Annotated in this window: 16 protein-coding genes and 1 rRNA gene; 2 read left to right on the forward strand and 15 right to left on the reverse strand. The window is 43.5% G+C overall.

All coding sequences use genetic code 11. The features are described from left to right. Positions 1-206: 206 nt before the first annotated feature. The 7 genes from NSB03_RS10455 to tig form a co-directional block, all read right to left on the reverse strand. Complete coding sequence (locus NSB03_RS10455; protein ID WP_024987080.1) at positions 207-746, reverse strand: hypothetical protein; 540 nt, start codon at positions 744-746, stop codon at positions 207-209. Positions 747-781: 35 nt separating this feature from the next. Next, entirely contained in the window at positions 782-1,483 is a 702-nt protein-coding gene (locus NSB03_RS10460) for a UpxY family transcription antiterminator (protein WP_024987079.1), read from the reverse strand. A 795-nt stretch (positions 1,484-2,278) separates the two neighbouring features. Further along, entirely contained in the window at positions 2,279-3,484 is a 1,206-nt protein-coding gene (locus NSB03_RS10465; RefSeq protein WP_136014295.1) for a WG repeat-containing protein, read from the reverse strand. Positions 3,485-3,719: 235 nt separating this feature from the next. After that, the gene (recQ, locus tag NSB03_RS10470) at positions 3,720-5,900 is read right to left on the reverse strand and encodes a DNA helicase RecQ (RefSeq protein ID WP_024987076.1); all 2,181 of its coding nucleotides are present in this window, start codon (positions 5,898-5,900) and stop codon (positions 3,720-3,722) included. Between the two features lie 168 nt (positions 5,901-6,068). After that, positions 6,069-7,313, reverse strand: a complete 1,245-nt coding sequence (clpX, locus tag NSB03_RS10475; protein ID WP_024987075.1) for an ATP-dependent Clp protease ATP-binding subunit ClpX — start codon at positions 7,311-7,313, stop codon at positions 6,069-6,071. Positions 7,314-7,315: 2 nt separating this feature from the next. Continuing rightward, positions 7,316-7,978: an ATP-dependent Clp endopeptidase proteolytic subunit ClpP gene (clpP, locus tag NSB03_RS10480; protein ID WP_024987074.1), complete on the reverse strand. Its 663-nt coding sequence runs from the start codon at positions 7,976-7,978 to the stop codon at positions 7,316-7,318. A 142-nt stretch (positions 7,979-8,120) separates the two neighbouring features. After that, positions 8,121-9,476 carry a trigger factor gene (tig, locus tag NSB03_RS10485; RefSeq protein ID WP_024987073.1) on the reverse strand — a complete coding sequence of 452 codons (1,356 nt, stop codon included), beginning with the start codon at positions 9,474-9,476 and terminating at the stop codon, positions 8,121-8,123. A 395-nt stretch (positions 9,477-9,871) separates the two neighbouring features. Between tig and rbpC the strand changes: the two genes are divergently transcribed. Next, entirely contained in the window at positions 9,872-10,117 is a 246-nt protein-coding gene (gene rbpC, locus NSB03_RS10490) for an RNA-binding protein RbpC (protein WP_004297160.1), read from the forward strand. A gap of 103 nt (positions 10,118-10,220) precedes the next feature. On the opposite strand, the gene NSB03_RS10495 is transcribed toward rbpC, so the two are convergent. After that, a complete protein-coding gene (locus NSB03_RS10495; protein WP_121766919.1) occupies positions 10,221-10,991 on the reverse strand; it encodes an ABC transporter ATP-binding protein in 771 nt (256 codons plus the stop codon). Continuing rightward, positions 10,988-11,731, reverse strand: a complete 744-nt coding sequence (locus NSB03_RS10500; RefSeq protein ID WP_024987072.1) for an MlaE family ABC transporter permease — start codon at positions 11,729-11,731, stop codon at positions 10,988-10,990. Before NSB03_RS10500 ends, NSB03_RS10495 begins: the two co-directional genes overlap by 4 nt. Positions 11,732-11,806: 75 nt before the next feature. Between NSB03_RS10500 and lptB the strand changes: the two genes are divergently transcribed. After that, positions 11,807-12,568, forward strand: a complete 762-nt coding sequence (gene lptB / locus NSB03_RS10505; RefSeq protein ID WP_004308626.1) for an LPS export ABC transporter ATP-binding protein — start codon at positions 11,807-11,809, stop codon at positions 12,566-12,568. A gap of 135 nt (positions 12,569-12,703) precedes the next feature. On the opposite strand, the gene der is transcribed toward lptB, so the two are convergent. From der to rrf, 6 genes are all read right to left on the reverse strand, one after another. Next, a complete protein-coding gene (gene der / locus NSB03_RS10510) occupies positions 12,704-14,017 on the reverse strand; it encodes a ribosome biogenesis GTPase Der (RefSeq protein ID WP_024987071.1) in 1,314 nt (437 codons plus the stop codon). Positions 14,018-14,066: 49 nt separating this feature from the next. Further along, entirely contained in the window at positions 14,067-14,948 is an 882-nt protein-coding gene (gene era / locus NSB03_RS10515; protein ID WP_024987070.1) for a GTPase Era, read from the reverse strand. 90 nt (positions 14,949-15,038) lie between these two features. Continuing rightward, positions 15,039-16,043, reverse strand: coding sequence for a beta-ketoacyl-ACP synthase III (locus NSB03_RS10520; RefSeq protein WP_024987069.1), 1,005 nt, complete (start codon positions 16,041-16,043; stop codon positions 15,039-15,041). A gap of 86 nt (positions 16,044-16,129) precedes the next feature. After that, positions 16,130-16,315, reverse strand: a complete 186-nt coding sequence (gene rpmF, locus NSB03_RS10525) for a 50S ribosomal protein L32 (protein WP_004296852.1) — start codon at positions 16,313-16,315, stop codon at positions 16,130-16,132. A gap of 12 nt (positions 16,316-16,327) precedes the next feature. Further along, complete coding sequence (locus tag NSB03_RS10530; RefSeq protein WP_024987068.1) at positions 16,328-16,906, reverse strand: YceD family protein; 579 nt, start codon at positions 16,904-16,906, stop codon at positions 16,328-16,330. A 205-nt stretch (positions 16,907-17,111) separates the two neighbouring features. After that, positions 17,112-17,187: ribosomal RNA gene (gene rrf / locus NSB03_RS20980) — 5S ribosomal RNA — on the reverse strand; the annotation flags it as partial.

The following is a 17,187-nucleotide window of genomic DNA, read 5'->3' on the forward strand; positions in this document are numbered from 1 at the left end:
TTTCTTAAAGAATTGAGTCCACTTTAAAAAAGTGCATTTCACATTTTCATCCCCTTTCAAAAGCATCTGTAAGGCGTTAATCTCTGATAAAAAGACTTTTTAAAGTGGACTCAATTAGTTTATTTTATAATTCATTATTTAATGGCACTTTTAGTAATTAAGTGACTCTTTGTTCTCATTTTTCTAAATTATAATTATCAACTATATCACTCCTTACCCTTTATTTCCACCAAATATATTTCCCCCAGCTGAGTATAAACTGCATCATCTGTCTTATAATGACTTTCACCTTCTATTTTCATCCCTGATGTAAAGTCCGCAGGAACTGTCCATCTAAAAGAAGGTGCGTCAGCAGTAACTTTGCGGGTGGTTCCATCGGGCATTGTGAAAAATGCTTCTTTTTCTTCCGGTTCGGACGGATTGAACGTTATCTCAACCTCATCACCTGCCTCGACCGGAAGTTCATTACTCTTTGATTGACCATCCACAATTATTGTCTGGCCATTACTCGTGACTTTTATCGTCCAATTACTGGAAACAACCATTCCCCTACCTGCTATTGCAGCAACTTCATTATCACTATCCGCACTAAGATTTACTGCCTTAAAATCAAAGCCGTTCGAAACTATTTTCGGTTTAGCTCCTTCACAACTCAGCACCCCCAACGCTAAAACAACCATCATCAAACCACTCAGCAATGCTTTCTTATTCTTCATCTTTCCAAACCCTTGATTCGTGTCGGGCACAACGTCTTATATGTTTATCAATCAAATTTATTCTTCTACTTCACCTTCTCCAAAAACGCACTCGGGATATACGCTGTGGCAACCGTCATCAATCCGTCAATCACAACCGCCACACGCTGCTGTCCCTGATAGCGTGCCACCCTCCCCACGACACCCGCAAACTGTCCTTCGATGATACGAACCGGCTGCCCTTCTTTGAATTTTTCTATTTCGCCCATAGACACAATGAGATTCTCCGTATCGGCAGCACAAATAATCCTAAGATTTTCAATTTGGTGGTCCGGAACGATGAGAGGTTTCTTGACAACGTTGTTGCCAACATGCAGATGACGATAATAAAAGCGGAGATAAGGGAGATTTACATTATCATAGACGAGGGATTTCATTTGCTCTTCCGTCCCGTAAGCGAAGAAAATATTGGGAAGGCGGGACTCTTCAACAGTTCGACGTTTTCCATCAACCAATTTTACACGGGTCAGGGTTGGATAGAAGGCGACAACGTTGTTCTTTATAAAATAATCGTAGGCTTTTTTCTCACGGCCGTATGTGGTGCGCAGAGCATACCAGTGGGGACGCGACAACGCATTTCGGGTGGACACCCCTGTTGGTAAGTTCTCTGCCGGAAACGGCTTTTGAACTGCGGGGAGAGCGTCGGGGGCAAGCCCGGCGCAAGGAGGAGGTGGTATGCCGTCTCCTATGCTTTTTACATCTACGGATGTGGCGCTATATGATTCCATATCGTGATGGCACTTTGTCATAGACATGACTCGGTGCAAAACAAAAAAGCGCGAGTTCGTCCTGTTGTCCGTCCCACACACCGAGGCTCTAGCACTGCCTATCGTAGTTGAACAGACAACGTCAGAGCCCACGCCGATATGAATATCATCACCGTAAAAAGAATAATAAAGTAACAATACTGCATCCCGACAGGATACAATTCGTGCTTACTATTTTTTACGGGATAGATGAATCACACCCGGGGCATCTACCGTTGCCCATGTTCAAGACTACGATTGCCGTCAATTTGCTAGATTTCGGTGTATCTCAAACAGAGCGTCAAGTAAACGCCTTTTTATGTATTTTCTTAGACTGTCCTTCCCACCCATACCCGTTTTGTGTAAACCTGCTTTTATGACTTCGCTACACTCTACATGGCGTGGGCTACCCTCCTAATGTTGCAAAGACACATCTGTCCTCGACACTAAAACTGGGGTATGACAGTCTGAATACAAAAATATATGTAAAATCTGAATTATCAAAAACTTTCGTCAAATAAATACAATTCGTCCGATGCTTAGAAAGCTATAGCATAGTCATGCACACAGCAAACATCTGCATTGAAAAGAATTGTATCTCCGAGTGTACAAATTAATTCGTCCGGCTATAGCGAAACGAAAAGATGCCTATAGGCTACGTTTCGTCCGCCTATAGGCAAACGAAACGTAGCCTATAGGCGGACGAATTAATTTATGCACTCGGAGACGTTAACCGCTACACACGCGAAAACTTATATGTGTATGCAGGGCGAATGCTCAGCGCACTACCTCCCCTTTGCCATTCAGCACCACGCCGTTAATACCGTCCAATGAACAGAGATAAAGGTCGGGACCTATGGCACGGACCCACTTGTATGACGGCAGAGTTACCACATGTCCGTCGGCAGTCATCAGCCCTAACCCTGTGCAATCAGCACCGACCCTATATACCCGCAACCGGGCTGTGGCTTTGGGATGATAGTCACTCACCACCGGAACGGCATTTTCACCTCCGCCCTCTGCGGCGGTTTCCGTACGATAGAGTATCTCATCCGTCTCGTATTCCAACATCTCGACTCCGGAAATGCAGAAATCGTTGAGGAGATTTCCCTGCAAATCGTACCTGCGCATCGTGTGGTCCGGCATCGTCACCCAGATGGCATCTTCAGCAATGTCAATGAACCATTCGGCAAACGGGAGCACCGGTTGCAGGTCTTTGTCAAGAACGGCCATCTCCTTTCCACGCCGGACACACCACAGGGCATAGTCATCGGTAGGAATGATATATTTGTGTACCTGAGGAAGAACCATCTTACCCGTCTTGTCCATCAGCCCCCAGCCTTTGCCGTTGCTCACCTTGCAATAACCGCCATGAAATACATAGCCGCTCATGTAGCTCGTATAAAAAGTATGAATCAGACCGTTGTCGATAACCACCTTGCCCGTAGCATCGATAAACTTGATGTATCCTTTTTCCTCTACTCCGGCAAGTCCTTCGGAGAATATCCACGCACGGTCATATTTCGGTTCGATGACAACCTTGCCCGTTCTTTTATTGAAGTAGCCGCGTTTCTTGCCATTGCTGAAGCAGACAAGCGAATCTGTCCCCATCGGCTGGGCAATCCATTCCACATTCTTCAACAGCTTCTCGCCGGTACAACTGTTGTAGACATATCCTTTACCATGTGCCGGACCATAGAAACAGATACCATGTTCGGCATCGACATAGGAAGTGTACGATTCCCCCCTGTTTCTCCACGTCGAAATCCGAGGATTATCACGCAGAAATTCGTATGCCGAATAGACAAACACAAATGACAGCACGGCCATGAAAACTGCCGCACTCGTGGCAAACAGCCCCCATACACACTTGGCAAACCGCCCGTCCCGCTTATAGCCAAACAGTCCGAAAAACCATCCTAACACTTGACACACACCTCTCCACAACACTGTGAAGAACATTCTCGCTGAAACTTTTTTCATTTTTTCTTGTTCCTTTTCAATTTTAATTGTTAGTTATCGTAAAAGCAATGCCTTGCACCCACAAGCGCCCGACTTCATTGGTATAGAGGCTGCATGTATGCAAAATCTAACACTCGACTTCATTTTTTTATTAGATTCTATGTTGTTGAATTGTTTATCGTAAACATAGAAAAAAAATTGCCCCTGCCACAGATAGCTGTAACAGGGGCAATCTCTTCAAAGAGGGAGAATAGCATTAATTAGCCATTTCCGAAATGAACTTGATACGTACTAAACGGACTTCTTCTTCCGTGAAGTCGTCACCCAATTCATCAAGCGCATCGTCAATCTTATCTGTGGTAGATTCCTTGAAATAATCGTAGATGTCGAGCATATGGTCTTCGTCCATGATTTCTTCCAGGAAGTAGTCGATATTCAGTTTGGTTCCCGAATAGACAATTGCTTCCACTTCGTCCAGCAATTCGCCGAATTCGATTCCTTTGGAAAGAGCAATGTCGTCCAACGCCACTTTGCGGTCAATAGCTTGAATAATAGCCACCTTCATCTTTGACTTATTGGCAACGGTACGTACACGCAAATCTTCAGGACGCTCTATTTCATTCTCTTCGCAATGGCGCTTAATCAGTTTACAGAACTCCTCACCATAGCGTTTTGCTTTTCCGGCACCTACGCCGGGGATATTTTGCAGTTCGTCCAGTGTTACCGGATAGATAGTAGCCATTGCCTCCAAAGACGGATCCTGGAATATTACATAAGGCGGAACTTCCAGTTTCTTCGAGAGTTTCTTCCGCAGGTCTTTCAACATTGAGTAGAGAGCCGGGTCTACCGCACAAGAGCCCCCGCCACGTGCCGGTGCTTCTTCCTCTACCTCCTCAAAGTCATTATCCTCGGTAATCTTGAATGATTTCGGCTTTTTCAGGAACTTACGTCCTTCCTCTGTCACTTTCAGGAGTCCATAATGCTCCACATCCTTGCTCAAGTAACCCGCTATCAAAGCCTGGCGAATCACCGCATTCCATGTTTTGTCTTCTTCGCCCATACCGGAACCGAAAACCTCAAGGTCTTCATGCAAATGCGCCTGTACTTCCGAAGTTTCTTTACCTTGTAGTATGTCTATTATATAATCTGCTTTAAAATTTTCTTTCACCGCGATAATCGCTTCAATCACGGTACACAATAATTCTTGAGCCTCCACTTGTTTCTTAGGGTTTAAACAGTTGTCACAATTTCCACAATTCTCTTCCGTGTATTCTTCGCCGAAATAATGCAGCAACGTCTTGCGCCGGCATACGGAAGATTCGGCATAAGCAGCGGTTTCCAACAGAAGCTGCTTGCCAATTTCCTGCTCTGCCACAGGTTTTCCTTGCATGAACTTCTCAAGTTTCTGCAAGTCTTTGTTTGTATAAAAGGTTATGCACTGACCTTCGCCTCCATCTCTGCCGGCGCGTCCTGTCTCCTGGTAATATCCTTCCAAGCTCTTCGGAATATCATAGTGAATCACAAACCGTACATCGGGTTTGTCTATTCCCATACCGAAAGCGATAGTAGCCACAATGACATCCACCTTTTCCATCAGGAAGTCATCCTGATTCTTGGTTCTCGCTACCGAATCCATCCCCGCATGATACGGGCGCGCATTAATGCCGTTCGCCTGAAGGATTTCGGCAAGTTCTTCCACTCTTTTCCGGCTCAGACAATAGATAATACCTGATTTTTCCGGATTGTTCTTGATGAACTTGATTATATCCCGGTCGATATTGGCGGTTTTCGCGCGTACCTCATAATATAGGTTCGGACGATTGAACGAAGATTTGAAGACCTGGGCATCCACCATTCCCAGATTCTTCTGGATATCATGCTGTACCTTTGGTGTTGCCGTAGCAGTAAGCGCTATCAACGGAGCTTTTCCTATTTCATTAATAATAGGACGAATCCGCCGGTATTCGGGGCGGAAATCATGCCCCCACTCGGAAATGCAGTGAGCTTCATCTACCGCATAGAACGAAATCTTCACTGAACGCAAAAACTCTACATTTTCTTCCTTCGTCAATGATTCAGGCGCCACATATAGCAATTTTGTCTTTCCGGCAAGGATGTCCGACTTCACTTGGTCTATCGCGCCCTTATTCAATGAAGAGTTGATAAAATGGGCAATCCCGTCTTCTTCACTGAAATTACGCATGGCATCCACCTGATTCTTCATCAACGCAATAAGCGGTGAAACTACAATAGCCGTACCTTCCATCAAAAGCGAAGGTAGTTGATAGCATAGAGATTTCCCGCCACCGGTAGGCATCAGCACAAAGGTATCCTTACCACCGAGCAAGTTTTGAATGATTGCTTCCTGGTTCCCCTTGAACTTATTAAATCCGAAATACTTCTTCAGTTCATCTGTTAAATTAATCTTCCCTGCCATCTTAACTTAGGTTGTTTTATTCAGTTCATGGTTTAACTTTAAGTAAACCCTCTTTTTCAAGAGAGCCAAACAAAGTTATAAACAACTTCGTAATTACCAAGCAAAATGTGACTAATATTTTCAAGAAAATACAGCAGCAATCATTTTTAGACGCCTTACGCTTTGATTTTAAGCGGTTTGTAGTCGTGCCATATTCGCTTTTTCCAGTTGATGTTTCGCATAATCCAGCGTCACTTCATACTCTTTTTTGCTTTCCGAAGGGATTTCAAACATGACATCCATCATGATTGTCTCCACAATAGAGCGTAAACCGCGGGCGCCGAGCTTATATTCTACAGCCTTATCAACGATATATTCAAAGACAGAATCTTGGAATGTCAACCTGATGTTGTCCATTTCAAACAGTTTGATATACTGCTTGATGATAGAGTTTTTCGGTTCGGTAAGGATAGCACGAAGCGCGTCACGATCCAGCGGATTGAGATATGTCAATACCGGAAGTCGTCCGATAATTTCGGGAATCAGCCCGAATGACTTCAAATCCTGGGGAGCGATGTACTGCATCATGTTATTCTTGTCCACCATAGCTGTTTTCTGTGATGCCGTATAACCTACGACATGCGTATTCAACCGCTGCGCGATTTTTTTCTCGATGCCGTCGAAAGCACCGCCACAGATAAAGAGGATATTTTTGGTATTCACCGGAATCATCTTCTGGTCGGGATGTTTACGTCCACCCTGAGGGGGAACGTTCACCACAGAACCTTCGAGCAACTTCAGCAATCCCTGTTGCACACCTTCACCGCTCACGTCGCGAGTGATGGAAGGGTTGTCACCTTTACGGGCAATCTTGTCGATTTCGTCGATAAACACAATTCCCTGTTCCGCTTCCGGCACATTATAATCCGCCACCTGGAGCAGACGGGTAAGAATACTTTCAATATCTTCGCCCACATAACCGGCTTCCGTCAATACCGTAGCGTCTACAATCGTAAACGGCACGTGCAGCAACTTGGCAATGGTACGTGCCAGCAGCGTTTTTCCGGTTCCGGTGCTACCTACCATAATGATATTGGACTTCTCAATCTCTACATCATCGCCACTGTCTTTTTGCAGCAGACGTTTATAATGGTTGTAGACCGATACGGAAAGGAAACGTTTCGCATCGTCCTGTCCGATAACATACTGGTCGAGAAAATTCTTTATTTCTACCGGTTTGGGCAGTTCTTTCAAATTGAGTTTGGTAGCTCCGGCACTTTTCTTGCCTTCACCCAACGCTTCCTGAGTAATCTCATAAGCCTGGATGGCGCAACTGTCGCAGATGTATCCGTTCATTCCCGTAATCAGGAATCCGACTTCATTCTCCGACCGGCCGCAGAAGCTACACTTTTTCTTTGTTCTTGAATCAGCCATTTTTATTTTCTAATCAATACCTCATCAACCATACCATACTCTTTCGCTTCCTGAGCGGTCATCCAGTAGTCACGGTCTGAGTCCGCCCATACTTTATCAAAGTCGGTATGCGAGTGGTCGGCAATAATCGTATAAAGTTCTTTCTTCAATTTCTGAATCTCACGTGCTGTAATTTCAATGTCCGAAGCCTGCCCCTGAGCACCTCCCATCGGCTGGTGAATCATCACCCGCGAATGGGGCAAAGCGGCACGTTTGCCTTCGGCGCCCGCCACCAACAATACGGCTGCCATTGAAGCTGCCATACCTGTACAGATAGTAGCGACATCACTTGAGATAAACTGCATCGTGTCGTAAATACCCAGTCCGGCATACACACTTCCGCCCGGAGAGTTGATATAAATAGAAATATCCTTGCTCGGGTCTACAGAATCCAGATACAACAACTGTGCCTGAAGCGTATTCGCTGTATAGTCGTCTACCTGTGTACCGAGGAAAATGATGCGGTCCATCATCAACCGTGAGAAAACATCGAGTTGAGTCACGTTCAACTGTCTTTCTTCCAGAATATAGGGATTCAAATACCCGGCCTGCGATTTAATCACATCATCCAATACCATGCCATTCATTCCTAAATGCTTGGTTGCGTATTTTCTAAAATCATCCATGTTAATTGTTCCTTTCTTAAAATTAAAAATAAACGTAAGTACAAAGAAACGAAAAAGAATACAGAGACACAAAAAAACACAGAGTTATAATTTTATAAAAACTCTGTGTTCCTGTGACTTTATATGCTGTTCAACCGAACGATTATTCAAACATCTTATTGAATTCTTCGATAGAAACGTTCTTGTTTTCCAAAGTTATCTGTGCTTTCAGGGCAGCAGCCAACTTCACTTCTACAACACGGCTTACCAGGTTGTTGATAGTTTCTTTCTTCTTCAACATCTCCTGTGTGTAGTTGTCAAGCACATCTTCGGGGACGGACAACATGCCGTATTGAGCAAACTGAGCTTTCGTTGTATCTTTTGCCATCTTCAGAACATCTTCCTGTTCCACCTTGATGTCGTTAGATTCTACCAACTGTTCCTTAATCAGATGCCAGGTCAGTTCTTCAATACTCTTATCATAGTTTTCATTAACATATTGTTCGCCTTTCTCTTCGTTGTTCAGCAACATGATACGTTTCAGCAGCGCGTCAGGGAATTCCAACTTACCTACTTTCTCCATCATCATTTTACGAACGTCGATCAGGAATTTATAATCGCTGTCTGCAACAAATCTTACTGCGATTTCTTCCTTAATCTTAGCACGGAATTCTTCTTCAGTCTTCACAACGCCTTCACCGAATGCCTGGTCGAACACTTCCTGAGTCAACTCACCTGGAACAAAACGAGTGATTTCCTCTACCTGGAAACTGAAGTTTGACTGCACGTCCTTGGCGATTTCCTTGTCGATTTTCAACAAAGAACCAAGTTCCGCAGCATTTCCGTCATAAGCAACGTTCGGATTGAACACCAACACGTCGTTTACCTTAGCATTGGCAAAGATAGCTTTCTGTTCGTTGTTCTTCATATAAGAAGGCATCATAACCGCACCTTCTACCTGAATACCGCCTTCTTTCGTGTTACCTTCTTCGTCCAACTGAGCCAACAGCCCTTTCAGCATGTCGTTATCTTCGTAAGCATCCACCTTGTCATACTTGCCGGTGCGCTGAGTATACATCTTCACCTGGTTGTCGACCATTTCTTCAGACACTTCGATCGTATAATAATCCACTTTATCCTTAGTGCTTACTTCAGCCTTGAATTCAGGTGCCAAAGCGATGTCGAATACGAAATCGAATTCATCCATTGTATCGAAATCAATATTCTGCTGCTTCTCTTCATTAGGCAACGGTTCGCCCAACATATTCACCTTATTTTCTTTAATATAATTGTAAACAGTTTCTTGCAATGTCTTATTCACTACTTCTGCAATCACCGATTTACCATACATCTTTTTAACCAAACTTGCCGGAACCATTCCTTTACGGAACCCGGGCATCTGTACCTTCTGACGAAGTGATTTCAACTCTTTGTCTACTTTCTCTTGATAATCCGCTTTCTCAAGCTTTACAGTAAGTTCTGCGCTTACTTTGTCAATGTTTTGTAATGAAACGTTCATTCTGACAATTATTTATTTGATTTATACTTTGTTCTATACTCAAAGAAGGTGCAAAATTAGTGCTAATCTTTTAAATTTCAAAAGACATTGCTGATTTATTTCGTATCTATTTAGAATACATACTCAACAAATCGCTGATAAACAATACTTCATTATAACAATCGTTTTCCTTTTTTCTCATTTTCCGCAAATTAAAACTGTAAAAAGATGGTCAATCCAAAAATTATTCTTTTCTTTGTTCCGGATTGATGGACCATTAGTTTCTCGATTTGATTACAAGGTTTTTACTTCCGTTCCAGAAACGCTTTTGTAAACTCTCTGTCGTTTTAATCCTTTTATTAGTAACCATCTGTCCAGAGAGTTTTATTCATTTATTTATTTTTATCATTTTCATTATGAACATTTATGTTGGAAACCTTAACTACCGTGTTAAGGAAGGAGATCTGCAACAAGTGATGGAAGATTACGGAGCAGTATCATCAGTTAAAGTTGTTATGGACCGTGAAACCGGTAAATCAAAAGGATTCGCTTTCATCGAAATGGAAGACGATGCTGCAGCTGCTAAAGCTATCGCAGAATTGAACGGAGCTGAGTACATGGGACGTACTATGGTAGTTAAAGAAGCTAGACCTAGAGCTTAATCGCCGACGCTACATAGCTAATAAAAAAACTTCTGCCACCCGATGACAGAAGTTTTTTTATTGCCTTATCTCTTTTTATTGCTTCATTCCAGCCTTTCGCGTTTCAACCTTCCATGTTTCGCACTTCGAGGTCTTTCACCTTGCGGAGCAAGTCCGAAGCAAAAATAAAGTTATTCAAGCGCTCGTTGGTAGAGGTGAATATATCGTCCTTCGTTCCTTCCCATTCTTTATGTCCTTCATAAATATAAATCACCTTCTCGCCGATTCCCAACACAGAGTTCATATCATGCGTATTGATAATCGTAGTCATGTTATATTCCTGAGTAATATCGTGAATCAGATCATCAATCACCAATGACGTTTTCGGATCGAGTCCCGAGTTGGGTTCATCACAAAACAAATATTGCGGATTCAGGGCAATCGCACGTGCAATAGCCACACGCTTCTGCATCCCCCCACTGATTTCTCCCGGGAACTTATCTTTCGCTTCTCCCAAATTCACACGATCCAGGCAAAACATCGCCCGTTTGGTACGCTCGCGTAATGTGTCATTACTGAACATATTCAGAGGAAACATCACGTTGTCCAATACCGACAAAGAGTCGAAAAGGGCGGCACTCTGGAAAATCATTCCCATTTCCTTGCGAAGCATCTTCTTCTCCTTCTTCCCCATCATCACCAGATTTCGTCCGTCATACAAGACTTCGCCCTTTTCCGGAGTGAGCAATCCTACAATACACTTCATCAATACCGTCTTACCGGAGCCACTCTGACCGATAATCAAGTTTGTCTTTCCATTCTCAAAGTCTGCATTGATGTCACTCAATACCGTCTTATCGTCAAACGATTTATAAAGCCCTTTAATCTCAATCATCCCATCAAAAGTTTAGTTAATACCAAATCCGCAAACAGAATCAAGACGCTGCTGGACACTACGGAATCCGTAGAAGCCTTTCCCACGGCAATCGATCCACCATCTACCGTATATCCGAAGAAAGCAGACACACTTGCAATAATAAACGCGAAAAAGAGGGATTTGATGATACCAGCCCAAATAAACCACTCCACAAACATATATTGCAATCCATATTCCAGATCGACCGCATTCATCACCCCGGCAAACCAACAGGTGCAAAAGGCACCGATAATTCCGGCAAAGATACTGAACGTCACTAAGATAGGAATCACAGTTACCATCGCCGTAATCTTAGGAAGAATCAGGTAGTTTGCCGAATTGATACCCATAATTTCGAGCGCGTCAATCTGCTGCGTCACCCGCATCGTTCCTAATTCCGAAGCGATATTCGATCCTACCTTTCCTGCAAGAATCAAACACATGATGGAGGAAGAAAATTCCAGCAACATAATTTCACGAGTCACATACCCCACAGTCCAGCGGGGCATCCACGGACTTTCGATATTCAACTTGATCTGGATGGTAATAACCGCGCCGATGAAAAACGAAATCAACAGCACGATTCCGATGGAGTTCACACCTAGTTGCTCCAACTCGTTAAGGTATTGCCGGAAGAACATGCGCATACGTTCGGGACGGGAAAAAGTCCGTCCCATCAGCATGAAATATCTCCCGACGGTTCTCAATGCTTTTATCATAACTCACACTATTTGTCTGCAAATGTACATTATTTCAGCTTATTTTTACTACATTTGCCGCAAAATAACTAGAATATGGAAGAAAGCAAGATGGTGCTCCGCACGGAAGACCTGGTTAAGAAGTACGGTAAACGAACCGTTGTGAGCCACGTTTCCATCAATGTGAAGCAAGGTGAGATTGTGGGTTTGCTGGGACCGAACGGTGCCGGCAAGACGACTTCATTCTATATGACCGTAGGATTGATTACCCCAAATGAAGGACGAATCTTCCTCGACGACCTGGAGATTACCAAATATCCGGTTTACAAACGGGCACAAACAGGAATCGGTTACCTTGCACAGGAAGCTTCCGTTTTCCGCCAGATGAGTGTGGAAGATAATATCGCCGCCGTACTGGAAATGACTAACAAGCCCAAAGAATATCAAAAGGAGAAACTCGAAAGCCTGATAGCGGAATTCCGTCTGCAAAAGGTACGCAAAAACAAAGGTAACCAGTTGTCCGGAGGTGAACGCCGCCGTACAGAGATTGCCCGTTGTCTTGCCATCGACCCCAAATTCATCATGCTTGACGAACCTTTTGCCGGTGTAGACCCGATTGCCGTAGAAGACATTCAGCAAATCGTGTGGAAACTGAAGGACAAGAATATTGGTATCCTGATTACCGACCACAACGTACAGGAGACCCTTAGTATCACCGACCGCGCCTACCTGCTGTTCGAAGGAAAGATTCTTTTCCAGGGTACACCGGAAGAGTTGTCCGAGAATCAAATTGTGCGTGAAAAGTATCTGAGCAACAGCTTTGTGCTGCGTCGTAAAGATTTTCAGTTGGAGAAATAGGTTCACCGCAAAAGACACGGAGAACACAGAGTTTTATTTTATAAGAAGACACGGATTGCCTCAATAATATTTATATAGTTGAGACAGTCCGTGTCTTTGATTTATTATTTCTCTGTGTCCTCTCTGTGGTGAACTTTACTTCTGCCGAATATAAATATTAACCGGAGTACCTGTCAGATTCCATTTTTCACGCATCTTATTTTCAAGGAAACGTTTGTAGGGTTCCTTTACATATTGCGGCAAGTTGGCGAAATAGACAAATGAAGGCACCTGTGTATTCGGCAACTGTGTGATATATTTAATCTTGATATATTTGCCTTTGTTTGAAGGAGGCGGATATGCCTCTATTAACGGAAGCATTTCTTCGTTCAAACGGGCAGTCGGAATCTTCGTCGTCCGGTGCTCATATACGTTACGGGCTTCTTCAAGCACTTTCAGGATACGCTGTTTGGTCAATGCGGAAGCAAAGATAATCGGAAAATCGACAAACGGAGCAAAACGGGAGCGGACAGCTTCTTCGAAAGTCTTCTGCACTTTAACGGATTTGTCTTCCACCAAGTCCCATTTATTGATAACGACTACCAACCCTTTCTGATTCTTCTGAATCAACGAGAAGATATTCAAGTCCTGGCTTTCCACCCCTCTGGTAGCATCCAACATCAGAATGCAGACATCCGATCCTTCGATGGCACGAATCGAACGAATTACAGAATAGTATTCCAAGTCTTCATTTACCTTGTTCTTTTTACGGATACCGGCTGTATCTACCAGATAGAAGTCGAATCCGAATTTGTTGTAACGGGTGTAAATAGAGTCGCGTGTTGTTCCTGCAATCTCAGTCACGATGTTACGGTCTTCACCGATAAATGCGTTCACGATAGAAGATTTTCCGGCATTCGGGCGTCCTACAACAGCAAAACGAGGAATCTCGTCATCCAGAATTTCAGAAGCTTCTTTCTTGAATTTGCTGACAATCAAGTCCATCAAATCCCCTGTACCACTTCCCGTAATAGCAGAAATACAATAAGGATCGCCCAATCCCAGTTTATAAAATTCAGGAGCGTTATATTGCAAATCATGGTTATCCGTCTTGTTGGCAACTATAATCACCGGACTATTGGCACGACGCAGAATAGCCGCCACCTGCATATCCAAATCAGTCACACCGTTCATCACATCCACCACGAACAGAATCACGTCCGCTTCATCCACAGCCAGCAATACCTGCTTACGAATCTCCTCTTCGAAGATATCATCCGAGTTTACCACCCATCCGCCGGTATCTACGACGGAAAACTCACGGCCCTGCCACTCGGACTTGCCATATTGCCTGTCGCGGGTCGTGCCCGCTTCTTCATTCACAATAGCCCGACGAGATTTCGTCAGACGGTTAAATAAGGTAGACTTGCCCACATTGGGGCGTCCTACAATTGCAACTAAATTACTCATAGTTCAATACCTTGTTTTTTCACGACTATCCCAGTCGCATGAATACTCTTTAATCTAACTGATAACCGAAATTACGCAATTCCTTATCCGAGCTGCGCCAATCCTTATCAACTTTCACATACGTTTCCAAGTAAATGGTCTTCCCAAAGAAATGCTCCAATTCACGGCGAGCCTCAGTAGCAACCTTCTTCAGCGCCTTTCCCTGCTTACCGATAATGATTCCCTTCTGCGAATCACGTTCCACATAAATTATCGCACGAATCTGAATCTTCTTCGGTTCTTCCTTAAACTCTTCCACGGCCACTTCCACCGAGTAGGGAATCTCCTTGTCATAGTACAACAAGATCTTTTCCCTGATGATCTCATTCACAAAGAAACGTGCAGGCTTGTCCGTCCACTGGTCTTTCCCGAAGTAAGGGGGAGAGGCCGGCAGCAATTCCTTGATCCGCTTCATCACATAGTCCACATTGAATTTCGATGCAGCGGAAATCGGAATAATCTCAGCCTGCGGAAGCAGTTCCTTCCACTCCTCCACCAGCTTGATCAGTTTCTCCTGGTCGGTAAGGTCAATTTTATTGATGAGCAGAAGCACAGGTACAGTCATCTCACGTACCTTTACCATAAACTCATTATTCTTGTCCGGCGTCTCTACCACGTCAGTCACATAAAGCAAAACATCCGCATCCGTCAATGCCGAAGTAGAAAAGTTCAACATAGACTCCTGTAGCTTGTAATTGGGTTTCAATACTCCCGGAGTATCAGAAAAAACAATCTGCATTTCATCCGTATTGTAGATACCCATAATACGGTGACGAGTAGTCTGCGCCTTGAAGGTAGCAATCGAGATGCGTTCACCCACCAGAACATTCATTAATGTAGATTTTCCGACATTCGGATTTCCTACGATGTTTACAAAACCTGCTTTATGCATTTCTCTTCATTTTATTGGTTGAGACAAAAAAACGCATCGAATCGAAATAGGATGCGTTTTTGAGTGTTATAGTTCAGTAACTAACGTTACTTATTCCTTCTTTCCGTCATAACCCCACTTCACGTAAACCGCGCCCCAAGTAAATCCGGCACCGAATGCTGTGAAAATGATGTTATCGCCTTTCTTGAGTTTATCTTCATAATCCCAGATACACAAAGGAAGTGTAGCAGCACTGGTATTACCATAGTGTTCAATATTTACCAACACTTTATCCATTGGCACCTCCATACGGTGAGCCACGGCTTCGATAATGCGGACATTCGCCTGATGCGGAACAATCCAGTTAATATTATCTTTCGTCAACCCGTTCTTTTCTGCGATTGCGGCAGAAACATCCGACATGCTGGATACGGCATATTTGAACACAGTTCTTCCTTCCTGGTGCAGATAATGCATTTTATTGTCTACCGTGAAATAAGACGGTGGACAAACCGAGCCACCCGCTTTCATATGAAGGAAAGGCAAGCCCTTGCCATCCGTTCTCAGTATCGAATCCATGACACCGTAATCTTCCGTAGTCGGTTCCACCATAAAGGCAGCAGCACCGTCACCAAAGATAGGGCAGGTAGCACGATCTGTATAGTTGACCATTGACGACATCTTATCAGCGCCGACAATGATAATTTTCTTATATCTTCCCGAACGGATGAAATTAGCAGCTGTCTCCATCAAATACAGGAAACCGCTACAAGCAGCCTGCAAATCGAAAGCAAACGCATTCTTCAGTCCGAGTTTATCACAAAGAATAGAAGCTGTAGAAGGGAAGTGATAGTCAGGAGTAGTGGTAGCGACAACAACCAAATCAATGTCATCAGGATTAGCACCAGTTTTCTTCATCAACTGTTTGACAGCTTTGCGCGCCATATATGAACTGCCTAATCCTTCCTCATTCAGAATATGTCTTTCTTTTACTCCGATACGAGTCATAATCCATTCATCGTTGGTATCCACCATCTTTGATATCTCGTCATTAGTCAAGATATAATCGGGAACATATCCACCGACTCCTGTGATTACTGCATTTATTTTTTCCATCAAACCTATTTTAAATTAGCAATACTATAATACTTAAAGCAGCCGGAGAGAGTTACCCTCAGGCTGTTTCAGTATGACTGTACTAATTATACAGCTGCTTCTTTCTCAATAGCGAGCTTACCTCTGTAGTAACCGCAAGCGCCACATACAGTGTGGTATACATGCCATTCTCCACAATTCGGACAAATAGCCAAAGTAGGGGCTACTGCCTTATCATGAGTTCTTCTCTTTGCTTGTCTCGTACTTGATTGTCTTCTCTTAGGATGTGCCATTTTCTTAAAACTTTAATTATTATCTAATATTTTTTTTAATTCATTCCAGCGAGGGTCAATTTGCTCCTCAACTTCTTCCTCTATTACGATGTCCTCTCCACCTGTGTCGAAACTGTCATCGCTATCATCATTCGCATTTGTTTTCAAATGCTTGTTCAATTTACTGGTCATTGCCTTATTGCACTTACCGGGAGCATGCACATGCTTCATTGGTATTGAGAGCGCAATAAACTCATACATGAACCATGCAACGTTGATTTCTCCTTCTTCCTCGGGAATCACAATAAGGTTGTCACCTTCTTCCGCATATTCATGTCCAAACTTCACCATCAGCTTGTCGGAAGAACTGATAGATAGTTCCATATCATCCAGACAACGGTCGCATGGTACCCACACCATTCCATCTGTCTGGAAACTCAGTTCGAAAGCACGAGAGGTTCTTTTCACGGTTAACGTAACATTCACCTTGCCTTTCTGAACTTCAGGTCCATCAATGTGAGCGAAGTAAAGATTATCCAATACAAACTCATACTTAGCAGAGTCTGTTTGCATACCTTTCAAGTCAATTCTATATTTATCAAATTTTCCCAAAGCTTCTCTCTTTTTAAAATCGTTAGCTTACAATTCGGGCGACAAAGATACAAATAAATATCCTCATAACATACAAATTATCAGTAAATATTCACTTTTTTAATAGGTATTATAAGGTTTACGAGTGTTAAAAACAATCGTATAATGCCGTGGCACTAAAAACAGAAAGCCTCGCCCGTCAAATAGACAAGCGAGGCTTCTTCAAAAACGGCGGCTACCTACTCTCCCACTGTTACGCAGTACCATCGGCGTGACGAGGCTTAACTTCTCTGTTCGGAATG

This window comes from Bacteroides acidifaciens (genome assembly GCF_024623065.1).
GTDB lineage: Bacteria > Bacteroidota > Bacteroidia > Bacteroidales > Bacteroidaceae > Bacteroides > Bacteroides acidifaciens.